The organism is Kitasatospora sp. NPDC092286 (assembly GCF_044755565.1).
GTDB lineage: Bacteria > Actinomycetota > Actinomycetes > Streptomycetales > Streptomycetaceae > Kitasatospora.
The window spans coordinates 1-13,697 of sequence record NZ_JBIVRD010000080.1 but is presented as its reverse complement, the minus strand read 5'-3'; the positions used below and the strand labels follow the sequence as shown (position 1 = coordinate 13,697).

Genomic DNA, 13,697 nt, shown 5'->3' with positions numbered 1-13,697 from the left:
GGAAAGCTACCTCGCCGGCCTTCACCTCCGCGGCGCAATGATCTGGATCAAGGACCTCACCCGAACCCATTGATCACGACCGAATACGCGGCCTAACCGGGGGGCCACATCTGGCGATCCGCGCGGCTGTCGGCGGCCGGACGTACAGTGTCGGGGCGTCGCTCCGGGGGACGCGGTGGCGGACGCGCAGGACATCCCGCAGGTCGAAGGTGGGGCATGGACAGCAGTGAGTACGAGGAGTACGAGGCCATCGTCAGGGTCCGAAAGGGCTCGCGTTTCGTGCGGTCAAGGAAGACCGAGGGCGCGCATCGCGGAATGACACGCGACCCCGGCACCAATGAGTTGGGTCAAGCCGAGATCTTCTTGAAGGAGGAGACCGAGCCGGATCCGGTGCCGGAGTACCCGCAGGGTTGGCTCGACTCCGACCGGTACGAGTCGGAGGCCAAAGAACGGGAACGCCGGGAGGCGGCTGCGGAGTTCCTCGCCGAGGTGATCTTCCAGATCGGCCTCAGAGTGGCGGAGAAGGCCGCGCCGCACGTCAAGAAGTGGTGGTACGAACAAGCACTTCCGGCGGTGAAGACGAAGTGGAACGACCAAGCGCTCCCATCCATGAAGGAGAAGTGGAGCGTGGCACGAAGTCGTAAGAGAGACCGCCGGGGTGAGGCGGCGGAGGACCCGCAGGAAGTCGTCACCACTTCGGGCGATCAGCGGACGACCATGAGCGGCCTGGAGGCGCGGAAGCGGCTCGCTTCGGCTCTGATGGCCAGGATTTACAGCGACGGGCAGCTACGGCTGCTGCGCAACGCCCGGATCGTGGACGAGGGGGAAGACGGTCCGGTGGAGCTGGAGGCGACGGACGATCTCACGCCGCAGCGCATCGGGGAAATCGTCACGCTGATGCTTGAGGCGAACCCTTCGCTGCTCGGCGAGGACACCCTGGTCGAGCTCGGGAAGCTCGTCGCGAAGATTCGAGCCGACGGCGGCTACGTTCCCATCCCGAGGGCGGAAGGGGTGCTGCTGCACGACGACGGGAACGACTGAGGAGAGGGCGACCGCGGTGGGCTGAGCCGCCAGGTTTATGAAGATCCAACTCCGGCTCGGACACTACCCCTCAGAGGTGCTTCAGAAGGTCACGGGCCTCGGTGAGGAATGCGTGGCCGGCTGCCGTTGGGGTGAGCGGGCTGGTGCGTTCGATGATGGTGAATCCAGCGGCCTTCTCGAGCCCTCGGAGCTGATATCCGAGGGTTCCGCTGCTGCCGCCGACGACAGCTGCCGCCGCTGTGAGGTTCTTGTGCCCAGGGATGATCACCAGCGCGCGGAGGCGGGGCAGGCAGTTGAGGGTGCGGCTGACCGCCTGCATCGCGGGTGACAGGGCTATGTCGAGGGCCGCGAACGGGTTCGAGTACGCGCCCACAGGGTGAGTGGGGATGTCGTACTGCCGCAGCAGTTTCATGACCGCTCCCTTGCGAACGCCGAGTTCACGCGCGATGTCCGGAGTGCTTCTGCCCCGGGTGAGGTACTGATCTGCCAGCCAGGCACGAGGGGTCGCTTCGCGCAGTTCGCCGTCCGGACGGCGCTGGCGGGGTGGGATCCCGGCCTCACGGAGGGCATGGCCGACGGTGCTGGTGCTGCATCCGGCGAGTTCGGCGATCTGTGCCTGCGTCATCTTCCTCTCCAGGTAGTGGTGCCGAAGCTGTTCCGGCGAGAGCGGTCCGGTGCGGGGGATGCCCTTGCCGCGTTCGCGGGAGCGTGGGCGGGCGGGCCTCTTGCGAGTACGAGACGCACCGGTGGAGCGTGGTGGTGGGACCGTCAGGCCGCGGCTCTCGGTGTAGAGCCGGAATTGGGTGAGCGGCAGCTGAAGGTGGGTGGCGATCTGATCTTCCGAGTACCCGTGGTCGATGAGGCTGATGACTCGTGGCTCGTCGATGGTGTCGGGGTCGATGCCTGGCCAGGTGGAGCTGGGAGCCCATGACAGGGGTGGCTCCCAGGCCAGGGGCTCGTTGATGCTGGCAGCGTCAAGGAGAGCTTGTGCCTGTCGGTGAATGAAGTCCTGAAGCGCGGTCGGTGCGGTGGCCCGGGCCCGCCGGAGTTCGGTGATCTTGGACTTGGCTGTGGGCGGGTCGGCACCGTGCAGGAGCGCGAGGAGCTGCCAGCGGATCAGGTCGGCCGGATCAGGGCCGCGAGGGGGACGGCCGATTTGCGCGAGAGTGCGCTCCCATTCCTTCTCGCTCCAGGTGATGGTGTGCGGGCGGAAGGTCTGCCGTCGCCGCTGGTAGTCGATCGGTGAGCCGAACCGGTCCAGCGCCCAAGCGAGTTGGGCGATGGTCGCCGACAGCAGGGTGGGGTCACAGTGCTGGAGGACGTTCGAGCTGCCGAGTGGGACGCCCGAGGCCTGCGGGTGGTCGATCCCCAGGAGGCCGGCGGCCGGGGAATAGTCGAGTCGGGTGCCAGGCAGCAGCAACAACGGACTTGCGGCACTGCGAAAGGTATCGGCCGTCACTGCGGAGGTGAGTTCAGGCCCGAGCAGGCGCATCGTCCACGAGGGCCACAGCTTGGCAGGCAGCGAGGTGACTCGGCGGCTCACTTCTTCGGGTGCAAGTTCTCGCCAGAAGGGGTTGGGGTTGGCGGTTCCGTAGCGGAACCGGGACTTCTGCCTGAGCGTGGGATCGAGTGGACGCAGTGCTCGTCCGGCAAGGCCAGGGCTCGTGCTCTTCCAGGAGTGAGCCAGCTTGTCGATGCCCTGCTGATGCCCGACCAAGCCGATCGGCAGCAGCCAGTCCAGCAGCAGGGGGTCTTCCGGCAGGGGATGAGGAGCGGCCAAGCAGGCCAGAGTGGTTCCGACGGCAATGCTGTGGACGCTGACCGTTCCCCGGCGCGTCTCCGGTGCCGGCTGCAATCCTCCGGCTTCGGCCAAGACGCGGTGCACGACATCAGGCGGCTGAAGGTCGTGCTTCAGTGCGTACACGGCCCTCCAGCCGAGTGCGTAGAGGTCGCCCAACTGCGCTCGGGCCTGGGCCGGTTGGTGAGGGGCGGCGCTGAGGATCGTGTCGAGGTGGCCCTGAGTGGTCAGCACGAGGCCATGGGGAGGCAGGTCCTGGATTGGCGCCTCGACGAGCGGGAAGCCGCAAGCGACGCGCGGACGGTGGACGCCTTGCTGCTGATGCTCTCCACGAGTGCAGAGCCCGGGGCGGCTCGGTCCTCCGACTCTGGTCCCGGTGGCGCGCACCGTGCTCCTGCAGGCCGGGCACCGTTCCACCAGCAGGCAGTGGTGGCTCGGGCACGCGAACGACCACGGCTGGCGCCAGGCCAGAAGCCACCGGCCGCCGTTCTCCGCAAAGCAACGCGGGCAGTAGCGGGAGTTGGCCCCGAAGGCCGGCCAGTGCGGCGGGCGCCGCATGGTCGACCTCCTGTTCCTGTCCAAGGTGACGGTCAGCCCGTCAAAGGGTTCCAGCGTCATGGCGGTGAGTGCCTGCCGGTCCAGTCCGGTGGCGAGCTGCAGTACGGTGCGCTCCCGTTCGGTGAGGCGCTGTGTCATTCGGCCTGGCCGGGAGCCCAGCAGACCGATGAAGCTGAGGAGGGCGTGGGTCGTCACCCGCAGGCGGCGGGCGTACGCCTCCAGCCAACTGTCCAGGGCCTCGCCGGGAAGCGGTGCAACGAAGATGGGCAGGCTGCCGGTCGTCCAGGCTTTCACTTTGGCTTCTGGGGAGGCTTGCGGGCCGAGGGCCGGGAGGACAGCAGGCCGGCCTCGATCGCGGCGGCGAGTTCCTGGCGGGCGTCCTCGGCTGCGGCGTCGTTCTTCACCTGGTCCATCAGCTCGGCGTCCAGGCGCTCTCGGCCGCTGCGGATCGCCCGCAGGCATCCACGGTTGATCAGCGCCATGAGGGAGGCGAAGTGCCCGGTGGAACGTGCGTAGAGGTAGTCGGACAGATCGTCGGCCAGCATGCCGGGGTAGGAGTCGGCGAGGACGAGCTGGCGCTCGATGGTCAGCAGCAGGGTCCGCCACTCCACGCGGCCGGGCTCGTCCTCGATCGTGAACGGCCTCAAGGTCAGCGGCGTCGTGCGGCGGCCGAATTGCGCGAACAGCGTCTCCTGGGGCGAGAAGCCCTCCCGCAGGATGCCGCGCTGGCGGACACCGACACCGATGTAGATCAGCGTGACGGGGAAGACGTTGGACAGGTACTTGAGCTGGTTGGCCATCCGCATCGAACTGCCGCGTGAGCCGGCCAGGAAGTGCACATCGTCGATGATGAAGACGACCGTCTTCATGCTCAGTACCGCGTCCACCGCCCGCTCGGCCAGCGTGTCGGCGTCTCCGGATGTCGGCAGGCCGTAGAACCGGCAGATCGAGGCGTTCAGCCCCCGTATGTGTGTGTTTCCCGTCAGGGCGATGTAGATCACCGGTACCCGCCGGTGCCCGTCGGGTGTCGTCTGGCCCCCCAAGGCGATCTGCTTGCGGTGGAGGGTCTTGCCGTAGTCGCGAACCGCTGTGCTCTTTCCCAGACCGGGATAGGCGTCCACCAGCGCGGCCGGCTTCGCCTTGTCCCCGTCGTGCCGGTTCGACTCGACGATCTCCGCCAGATCCTCGTGGAGCGAAAGGAGTTGAGGTGTCTGGATCGGGCCGATATTGGCATGCCAGACCGTGCGCCGGTCGTTGTGCCGCAGCAGCGCACGGGGAGCCAGGTTGGCCAGTTCGGCCCGGGTGAGGCGCTCGGGTTGGACCCGGTCCGGACCGTCGGCCAGCTGCAGCCAACCCGGCAAACGGGTGGGCGAGTATTGCCGGTCGTCCCCCTCGAAGGGATCGTCACTTCTCGCCGTGCTCAACGGCTCTCCCAGACGTCGGCGTAGAAGTCGTCCTCGTCGACGGCGACGCAGCCTTCGTCATCGCTGGGGAAGCCGGCCTCGCACTCCTCTTCCTCGTCGTCGTCGCCACCCACTTCCTGCACCGGCGAGGACACTGCCGGCCCTTCCCGTCCGCCGTCCTCACCAATGCCACTGGCCGGCCCTGCGGTCAGGGCGGCGATGCGGCGTACGGACGGAAGCTGCGCGACGGCGGCGTCCGGTCCTTCCGGCGCGTCATCGGCGCCGACGAGCCGCAGCCTGTCCTGCGACAGGCGTACCGCCATCCGCCGTTCCACCCGGTCTGCGGTCAGCCCGACGCCCCAGCGTTCGAGCAATTCGATCAGCGCGCGCTTGGTGTCGGGGAAGCGGTGGGTCTTGGCGGCAAGGCGGCGCGCGTACTGCAACGCCTCCAGACTGGCCGGCCCCTTCAGTGCCGCGGCGTGCTCCCACTCCAGCGGGTGCCACAGGTCCGGCTTCTTCGGATCCTGGAAGTAGACCCGCCTGATGTCGGAGCGGTCCACCGCGATCGGCCACTTGCCCGCCTCCTTGCCGCGGTGGTGGCTGACCTGGTTGCGGTAGCCGTCCAGCCCAGGGCCGTTGTAGCGAAGGGTGTTGAGCTCCACGCCGTAGTGGTGGATGGGGCACCACTCCTGCTCCAGGAACTCGAACGCGAATCCCGGGCGCGACGGGATACGCAGTGGCCCGGCGCGCATGACCCCGTGTTCGAACATCTCCAGCGGGCTCAGCTTCAGCCCCGGAACCTCCGGAACCTTCAACCCCCTGTGGTGCCGCCGGTGGTAGATCAGCGTGATCCACTCCCGGATGATCGCCTCGAGCTCGTCCAGGAAGAAGTACGCCTCGTCCTCCACCTTCTCCCCGCGGCTGTGGACGTCCGGGCCCTTGTAGCCCGGCAGGGCCGCGAGCAGGCCCTCGTTCAGCGTCTTGAACCACCGCTCCACGGGCTTGTCGGTGGGGGTGTGCGGCCGGGCCGGCTGAAGCGAGATGGCGAACTTGGCGCAGACGCTCTCGATGTGGTTCGACACATAGATCTTCCCGTGATCGAAGATGATCGTCTCCGCAGCCACGGTGGGCAACAGCGGCTGTCCGTCTGCGTCCACCAGCTTCTCCGCGTCCAGCACCACGGTGGACGGCACTCCGCAGTACGGCAGGGGCTCTCCCGGGCCCTCGGAGACCTCACGCGGCCGGATCGTCTCGAACAGCACGCCGGCCACGTCGGTCGACTTCGTCGACACGGGCGTCAGCCGCAGCCCGGTGATGGTCCGGCTGTAGAGGTCCATCGCCACCGTGAGTTCGCACTGCACCCACCTGCAGGTCACCGGCTCCATGGCGAAGACGTCCAAGCGGTTCGTGTCCAGCACGACATACTCGCCCGGCCGGGTCGCCCGCAGCCTGCCGAAGACCCCCTGCGGCCGGTCCGCGATGGAGCGTTTTCCCTTCGTGCTGCCGTCGAAGGCGTTCGTGCCCCGGCTCAGATCCCGCAGCAGCGCGTACGCGGTCGACTGCTTCGGGATTCGCACCGCATCGGGACCGTGCTCCTTGACCAGCCGCTCCTCGATCTCCGTCAGCACCAGGCCCCGGACCGGGCGGCTGGACTTCTCGAGTCCCTTGATCACCGATCGCGCCATGTCCACCCAGCGCGGGTCCGCCCGGTCCACCAGACTGCGGGCCTGACGCTTGCTCACCAGACCGGCCGGCCCTGACTCCTCCACCAGCGACACCCACCGGCGCAGCGTAGTCACACCGACGCCGAGCTCGGCGGCCTTGGCCTTGTAGCGGTGCATCAACGGCACGCCCGGCGCGTAGTCCGGCCGCGGCTCGCCTTCCAGAGCAAGCTCGGCGGAGCCCAACTGGTAACCGCACCGCACCTCTTGGACGTGCCGGAAGCGAATGGTCAGCTCATCATCCTCCGGGTCGCTGAGGGTGCCCAGCACGGTTGCCGGTGCCGGCTGCGACGCCGGAGCCGGCACCAGGAACTCGGTCGAGGCGTGGGCCATCAGCACGGAGAGGTCTATCTGCCGCCACTGAGGGCGGCCGTCGGCAGCTGTCTGCTGCAGGAGAATCCGTCGCCCGTCGATCTCCGCGATCGTGAACTGTTCGCCGTCGTAGAGCAGCGGCAGTCCCGGCTTGAGCGTCGTGGTCCAAGCGTTCACGCGGACCTCCGCAGCACCCAGTCGCCACTCAGCGAACGGGACAGATCAGTGGTCAGACGCCCCTGCCACACCAGCGCCAGGATGGGAGGGCGTACCTCGTGACCGGGTCTCCCCGACGCCAGGCGACGCTCGGCGACCGCAAGGGCGTCCCCGTCCTGCACGACCTCCCAGGCGCGCTCGACATCTGCCTCGGGAACCACCCCGGGGCGGCGGTAGGCCGCCAGGAACCGCACGTTCTCCAGCACCACACGATCCGCGCCGGACCAGATCTCGTACTCCCAACCGTGTTGCCGAAACAACTCGCCGGGCCAGGCCAGCGCATCAGCGATCACGGGATCCGCGAGCCGGTCGGCCGGCTTGACGTTCACCATCCGCACCACCCCGGACTTCATGACCAGCAGGAAGTCCGGGACATGCCGCCGTGCCCGGTCACCGACCCGGGCCGTTACGAGGCACGGCTGGGCGTAGATCGCGCTCACGGCCGGATCCATGTCGGCCAGGAGCAGCCGGGCCAACTCCAGCCGACTCTCGTAGACGACAAGCCCACCCGTCGTCGCCGATGCGTACCGGCCCGAGTGGTGGGTCTGACCCTTGACCGACCGGAACGTTCGCCACGGCACTGACCAGGTGAAATCCGTCGACTTCAGTTGCCTGAGAGGGATCTCTCGCACCGACGACTCGTCGTACCTGATCAGCACCGTGGGCTCTGTACGCGCCCTGGGAGCGCGAGTTGGACTCTGAACGGCCATGCAGAGGACGATAGTTACTGTCCGCAGCCATTGCCCACGGAATCGTGGAATTATCCAGTCACTGTCCATTCTGGGCAGGCACTGTCCAATTTCGTGTGGAACCTACAATGGGGGATCCCGGTGGCGTACTGGCGGGCCTGGAGAAGGTAGGAGGCCCGGTAGCGGCCGGCCGGGTCGGCCATCAGCTCGGCGTGGGTGCCGTGTTCGGCGAGCCGGCCCTCGTGGAGGACGTAGATGAGATCGGCGTCGGCGGTGGCGGCCAGGCGGTGGGTGATGAGGATGACGGCCTGGCCCCGGTCGGCGAGTTCGCGAACCCGGGCGAAGGCGGCGATCTCGGCCTTCGGGTCGAGGGCGCTGGTGGGTTCGTCGGCGATGACGAGGTGGGCGGGGCGTCCGCCGGGGCCGGTGGTGGTGGCGCGGTGGTGGGCGCGGGCCATGCCGATGCGCTGCCACTGGCCGCCGGACAGCTGCACACCGCCCTTGAAGCCGCGGGCGGCGAGGGTGTCCCAGCCGTTGTCCTGGGCCTCGACGATCGGGTGCAGGTCGGCGTAGTCGGCGGCCCGCTTGAGCAGCGTCGGGTCGTCGCCGTGCTCGGGCCGGCCGATCAGGACGTTGGCGCGCAGGGTGAACGGCCATTGCTGGAAGCCCTGTTCGAGTACGGCGACCGAGGCGAACAGCTGGTCGCGGTCGGCGGCGGTCGCGTCGACGCCGTCCCAGAGCATCCGGCCGGTGGCGGGCGGGTAGAGGCCGGTGAGGACCTTGGCGAGGGTGGTCTTGCCGGAGCCGTTGTCACCGACCAGGGCGACCACCCGGCCGCGCGGGATCGTCAGGGTGATTCCGGACAGGGCCGGGGTGCTGCGGCCGGGGTAGGTGAAGGCGACGTCCTCCAGGGTGATGACGTCCGGGCGTTCGGGCAGGGCGGTGCCGCCGGTGGGGATGGCGCGGCGCTCGGCTTCGCGCTGGAGCCGTTCCAGGTCGGCGACGAACAGGGCCTCCTCGTAGAGGTTGTTGACGGTGCCGACGAGGGAGGTGATGTCGGCGGCGCCGGTACGGATGCCGACCACGGCGGTGCCCGCGACCGCGAGGGCCATGTGCCCGTCGTGGACGAGCCAGCCCAGCAGCGCGAAGGTCGCGGCGGCGGCCAGGCCCGAGAGGACGGACGCCAGCAGTGAGGTGACGGCGGTCGCCGCCGCGAGGCGGTTCTGCTCCTGTTCGGACGCCTCGGCCATCGCCGTGTAGTGGCCGAGGATGAACGGGCCGATGGCGTGGACGCGGACTTCGGCCGCGGAGTGCGGTTGGGTGATGAGCTGGGCGAGCAGGGAGGCGGCCCGGTGGTGCTGGAGCCAGGCCATCACCGAGCCGTAGCGGCGGCGGGCGGAGCGGACCGCGCCCCAGCCCTTCGGGGCGGCGATCAGCACCAGCATGGGCAGCAGGACGGGGTCGAGGCTGAGCAGGACGCCGCCGGCGGCGACCAGGCCGAGCAGTGCGGTGAGCACGGCGATGCTCTGGCTGATCAGCCGGCGGACGGCTGCGGTGCCGAACCGCGTCGATTCCAGCATCCTGCTGAAGTCGGGCTCTTCCAGCGCGGCGAGTTCGACGCGGGCGGCCCGGCGGAGATAGGCGACGGTCGCGGCCCGTTCGGTCTTGGGCTCCAGCCGGCCGCCCGCCCACTGGGAGACGGTCCGCAGCACGGCGGACACGGCGGAGGCCCCGCCGACGGCGAGGACCGCGGGCAGCGCTGCCTGCAGCAGCCGGTCGGCGCTGCCCACGGCGAACAAGGAGGCGAGGGCGCGGTTGGTGGCGAGCAGGCCGAACGCGGTGGCCAGGGCCCGGCCGAGTTCGGCGACCGCAACGGCCACCAGCGCGGTGCGATCGGCCTGCCAGGCCAGGCGCAGCGCGGTGCGGAGCATCCCGGGGATCTGGCGGGCGATGGTGAGGAAGCCGACCTTCAGCATGGTCTGCTCGTGGTCGTCGAAGTTGTAGTCGTAGCGCAGCCGGCCGCCGAACAGGAACCGCTCGCTGTCGGAGACCTCGCCCTCGGGCTCGGGGCTGGACGGGCGGGTCTTCAAGTGGTCTCCTCTGCGGGACTCGGCCGAGTCGCCGGTGACATGGCGTCGCCGTGGGCGTATCGATGGAGGTGGGCACGGAGCCGGGTGGCGAGGCGTTCGGACTGCTCGGGGTCGTCCGGAAGGACGCCGGCCCCCTCGGTCATCAGGGCGTGGAACTGCTGCTGCTCGTACGGGACACCGGGAGGCAGCGCGGCGACGTGCCAGTGGACGTGCGCGTTGCCCTGCCGACTCCCCAGGCTGAGCACGTACAGGCGCTCCGTCGGGACGGCCGTGGCGAGCGCGGTGGCCACGCGGTGCACCACCAGCTGCAGGGCCGCGTACTCCTCCTCGGTGAACCCGCCGATGGCGTCCTCGATATGGGCGCGCGGGGCCACCAGCAGCTTGCCCGGCAGGGTCGGGTAGCGGTCGAGGAATACGACATGGACGCCGTCGTCCAGGACGACCCGGTGCTCGTACCCGGGGACGCCGGCGAGCAACGAGCAGATGAAGCACGGCCCGGTGCGGGCCCGCTCGTTGTAGGCGTCGAGGTCGAAGCCGCTCACCGGCCCCACCCCTCGGGCCCGGGCCGCCGCACCAGGTAGCCGTCGAGCGGACCGAAGCCCAGGGAACGGCAGGGCGGGGCACCGGCCTCGGTGGCACGCGGTTCGACCGAGCTGCAGTCGGCGTCTTGCGGGATGGCGGGGCGAACAGAGAGGCCTGGCACGGCGATTCCTCCAGGAAGGCGGTCAGCGGGACGGATCCGGTGGCGGGGGATCGAGGCGGACGAGGTGACGGTCGGTCCTGCCGTCCGGCTGGTGCACAGTGCGGTAGGCGTACGGCACAGTGCTGCCGGGGAAGGTGGCGACGCCTTCCTCCACGACAGGCTGCTCGTCGGCGATGGCACGCAGCCGGTCGTCGGCGTCGGCCGGCAACTGCGGGCCGGGTGGCCGTCGGTGTCGGCCCACCGCTCTCACCCGCCGACCAGGGTGCGCGGGTCGAAGCGCTCGTCCTCCCAGCCGTGGGTGGAGAAGCCCCGTCCGCCGGACAGGTAGAGCGTGAGCGCGGTGTGGGACGTCGGGAACATCGGCAGGGGCAGTGCGTCGGCCGGGGACCAGAGCACATCGAGGTGCTTGTCCGGCTCGGTGTTCGTCAGTTCGCCGCGCCAGGCGGTGGCGAGGAACACCGACAGCAGGAACGGACCCCGGCCGTCCCAGCCGACTGCGACCTGGACCGTGTGGACGAGCCGCAGGTCCTCGGCGGCGACGATCAGCCCGGTCTCCTCCCGCAGCTCGCGGGCCGCGGCCTCGTCGAGGCGCTCGCCGACCTCGACCTTGCCGCCGGGGATGGTCCACGCCAGCGTGTTGCTCCAGCTGTTCGCCGCGTAGTGGACGGTCGCGACCAGGCCCTGGTCCTGGTCGTGGGCGATCACGGCTACGGCCTGGCGAAGGCTCTCCACAGTGCTACCTCCAAGATGGCTGAGCGGATGGGGACTTCAGACGGTCGGTGCGGGGTGGCGCAGCTGCTTCAGGACGGTGCGGGCGTAGCCGAGGATCTCCTCGTCGTGGTGGTGGTGGTCCAAGGCCCAGCGCAGGACGGCGGGGCAGTCGATCGCTGCCCAGGCCCGGCACGCCGCCCACTCGCCGGGGTCAGTTCGCGTCCGTAGCCGCTCAGGAACGCCGTGCGGAGGTCGGGCCGGTGCGGGGTGAGCTGGAGCACGACCCGCATCAGGCCGCGGCGCACCGGCTCCTCGACCTGGCTGCGCTCGAAGTCGATCACGCCGACGATGAGTCGGCCATCGTCGTCGCGGCGGACGAGCCAGTTCCGGGGGCCGAAGTCGCCGTGGCAGGTGGTGAGAGCGGTATGCCGGGGCTCGATGCGGGTGGCCTCGGCCGGGACCTCGACGTCCTCGTCGGACAGCTGGGCGTCGCGGGCACGGGCGAACGCCCCCTCGCGTTCCTTGCTCCAGGGCAGCCGCTCGCCGACCACGCCGTCGGAGGTCGGGTGGGTGTGGATGCGTGCCGCAAGCAGGCCGGCCTGCCGGTACGCCTCCCGTTCCTCGGCCGGGCCGAGGTGGCCTTGATGGCCGGGGTGCCGGGCAGCGCTGTGGTGACGACGAGCCGCGACGAGGTGTCCTCGGCGAGGAAGGTCGGGGCCCGACCTTCCTCGCCGAGGGCGGGTGCGAGGTGCCGGTAGGCGGAGGTCTCGCGCCGGTGCATGAGCTCGTTCTTGTGCCGCTTGGCGAACAGCCGGCGCCCGTCGCCGGTCCGGATCTCCCACACCGACGGTCGGCCCGCACGGTCCCGCGAGCGTACGCCCGGCAACCCGTACGGACCTGCCGTCTCGTGCAGCAGCCGCTCGGCGTCGTCGGGCAGGGTGTGTGCCGTCATGCCGGCCAGCCGACGGTGGAGAGCAGGTTGCCGCAGGCGATCTCGCCCAGGGCGTGCGCGGTGTAGGGCACGATGTCGGCCGGCAGCCGGCCAATCGGCCACCAGCGCAGTTCCTCGCACTTGTGCGGCTCCGCGTTGCGCACCTGCCCGCGGTAGTGCGCGGGGCGGAAGAAGAGCTGGAGCCGACTGCGGCCGTTGGCGGCGTCGAGGTGGTGCAGCGTGTGGACGAGCGCGAGGTCGTCCGCGGCGATGGTGATGCCGAGTTCCTCCTCGGCCTCGCGCGTCATGGAGCGGGTGACCGGCTCGCTCCGCTCCATGTGCCCGGCCGGCAGGTGCCACAGCCCGTTGGCGTAGCTGGTGTTGCGCCGCCGCCCGAGCAGCACGGCGTCGCCGTCGACCAGGACGAGGTGGACGCCGACGACCAGGGTCAGCGGGTCCGTCCCGGGCTCGCGGGCTGCCGTGTCCGCTGGGCGGCCGGTTTCGTCGAGCTGGGTCACGAGGTCCTCCAGGGGCGCTTGTCGGCCGCTGCGGTGAGCAGCGGCAGGTAGTGGTGCATGTAGAGCGGGACTTTGAGGTCGAGCACCTCGTCGAGAGGGACCACGTGCAAGGCCAGGCCCTCGTCGCCGAGCCGCAGCACCGTCTCGGGCCCGTCCCAGACGGTGTGCAGGACGCGGGTGAGCGGGTGCACGAGGTCGTGGTGTGGGCCGGGTGCCAGCCGCCCGATCGAGATCCCGGTCTCCTCGGCCGGCTCCCGCGCCGCACCGGCCGACACAGGTTCACCGTCCTCACGGCCGCCGCCCGGGTACTCCCACAGGCCGGGCAGAACGTCGTGCGCGGCCCGGCGGATCATCAGGATCCGGCCGGAGGTGTCGCGGAGGGCGAGGTCGGTCAGTACGTCGAGGTCGATCTCCGGGGCGGGCACTGTCCGTCGGTCGGTGCCGGTCTTCGCCACAGGTCCTCCGGACACGGTCGGTGCGCGGGTGCGCAGGATTACTGAACCAGGGCGCTCTGATAGCCAAGTGGGCTACCGCAAAGCTGAGTTCAGGGAAGTGCTACGGGGTGTTCGGCGTCCGATGATGGTGCTGTTCGAGTGCGGCGTTCAAGCGGATTTACCTCCGGGCGAGCCCGGGTCGAACGGTGACTTTTCGAGCACCTCCCGGGCGCGGGCGAGGGGGCCTCCAGCCGGTCGCGGACGGGCACGGGCAGGGTGGCGGAGCCCAGTGTGCAGGCGGCGAGCGCGCGTTCGAGCCAGGCTGTCCGTCCGGGTTCGAGGCGGTCGTGGACGCTCTCGTGGGCGAGGAGGTCGCGCAGCGCGGAGCCGTCGTCCGATTCACTCGTTCGGCTGGTCAGCTGCCCGAGCAGGTTTCGGACGGCGGGCGTATCGGGGCCGGCGGCGTGCTGGTCGCCGGTGTAGGTTCCGCTCAGCTCTGACATGCGGCAGCTCCGTGGCCTTGAGTTTCATGGTCTTGTCCCGTGCTTGTGTCGAGTGAGTTGTCCCGCTGT

General features: G+C 69.8%; 13 protein-coding genes. 1 reads left to right on the top strand and 12 read right to left on the bottom strand.

Annotated features, from left to right (window positions below; genetic code table 11):
* The first annotated feature begins 216 nt into the window (after positions 1–216).
* Positions 217–1,041: a hypothetical protein gene (locus ACIQIB_RS38620; protein ID WP_400764045.1), complete on the top strand. Its 825-nt coding sequence runs from the start codon at positions 217–219 to the stop codon at positions 1,039–1,041.
* Between the two features lie 70 nt (positions 1,042–1,111).
* Here ACIQIB_RS38620 and ACIQIB_RS38615 read toward each other — a convergent pair whose 3' ends face one another.
* The 12 genes from ACIQIB_RS38615 to ACIQIB_RS38560 all read right to left on the bottom strand — a co-directional run bounded on the left by ACIQIB_RS38615 (position 1,112) and on the right by ACIQIB_RS38560 (position 13,628).
* Positions 1,112–3,691, bottom strand: coding sequence for a TniQ family protein (locus tag ACIQIB_RS38615; protein ID WP_400764043.1), 2,580 nt, complete (start codon positions 3,689–3,691; stop codon positions 1,112–1,114).
* Positions 3,688–4,758, bottom strand: a complete 1,071-nt coding sequence (locus ACIQIB_RS38610) for an ATP-binding protein (protein WP_400764040.1) — start codon at positions 4,756–4,758, stop codon at positions 3,688–3,690. The genes ACIQIB_RS38615 and ACIQIB_RS38610 overlap by 4 nt, the downstream gene beginning before the upstream one ends.
* Before the next feature lie 59 nt (positions 4,759–4,817).
* On the bottom strand, positions 4,818–7,010 hold the full coding sequence (locus ACIQIB_RS38605; RefSeq protein ID WP_400764037.1) for an integrase: 2,193 nt from the start codon (positions 7,008–7,010) through the stop codon (positions 4,818–4,820).
* Positions 7,007–7,708 (bottom strand): TnsA-like heteromeric transposase endonuclease subunit, encoded by a 702-nt coding sequence (locus ACIQIB_RS38600; RefSeq protein WP_400764034.1) that lies wholly within the window; start codon positions 7,706–7,708, stop codon positions 7,007–7,009. Before ACIQIB_RS38600 ends, ACIQIB_RS38605 begins: the two co-directional genes overlap by 4 nt.
* A 101-nt stretch (positions 7,709–7,809) precedes the next feature.
* Positions 7,810–9,828 carry an ABC transporter ATP-binding protein gene (locus ACIQIB_RS38595; RefSeq protein WP_400764031.1) on the bottom strand — a complete coding sequence of 673 codons (2,019 nt, stop codon included), beginning with the start codon at positions 9,826–9,828 and terminating at the stop codon, positions 7,810–7,812.
* The gene (locus tag ACIQIB_RS38590) at positions 9,825–10,370 is read right to left on the bottom strand and encodes an HIT family protein (RefSeq protein WP_400764030.1); all 546 of its coding nucleotides are present in this window, start codon (positions 10,368–10,370) and stop codon (positions 9,825–9,827) included. The genes ACIQIB_RS38595 and ACIQIB_RS38590 overlap by 4 nt, the downstream gene beginning before the upstream one ends.
* A 183-nt stretch (positions 10,371–10,553) precedes the next feature.
* The gene (locus ACIQIB_RS38585; RefSeq protein WP_400764028.1) at positions 10,554–10,772 is read right to left on the bottom strand and encodes a hypothetical protein; all 219 of its coding nucleotides are present in this window, start codon (positions 10,770–10,772) and stop codon (positions 10,554–10,556) included.
* 5 nt (positions 10,773–10,777) lie between these two features.
* Positions 10,778–11,263, bottom strand: coding sequence for an NUDIX domain-containing protein (locus tag ACIQIB_RS38580; protein ID WP_400764026.1), 486 nt, complete (start codon positions 11,261–11,263; stop codon positions 10,778–10,780).
* 68 nt (positions 11,264–11,331) lie between these two features.
* Positions 11,332–12,084 carry a phosphotransferase family protein gene (locus tag ACIQIB_RS38575; protein WP_400764024.1) on the bottom strand — a complete coding sequence of 251 codons (753 nt, stop codon included), beginning with the start codon at positions 12,082–12,084 and terminating at the stop codon, positions 11,332–11,334.
* 106 nt (positions 12,085–12,190) lie between these two features.
* The gene (locus ACIQIB_RS38570) at positions 12,191–12,691 is read right to left on the bottom strand and encodes an NUDIX domain-containing protein (protein ID WP_400656914.1); all 501 of its coding nucleotides are present in this window, start codon (positions 12,689–12,691) and stop codon (positions 12,191–12,193) included.
* Positions 12,688–13,146, bottom strand: a complete 459-nt coding sequence (locus ACIQIB_RS38565) for an NUDIX hydrolase (RefSeq protein ID WP_400764022.1) — start codon at positions 13,144–13,146, stop codon at positions 12,688–12,690. Before ACIQIB_RS38565 ends, ACIQIB_RS38570 begins: the two co-directional genes overlap by 4 nt.
* An 89-nt stretch (positions 13,147–13,235) precedes the next feature.
* Positions 13,236–13,628, bottom strand: coding sequence for a hypothetical protein (locus ACIQIB_RS38560; protein ID WP_400764020.1), 393 nt, complete (start codon positions 13,626–13,628; stop codon positions 13,236–13,238).
* Between the last annotated feature and the right edge of the window lie 69 nt (positions 13,629–13,697).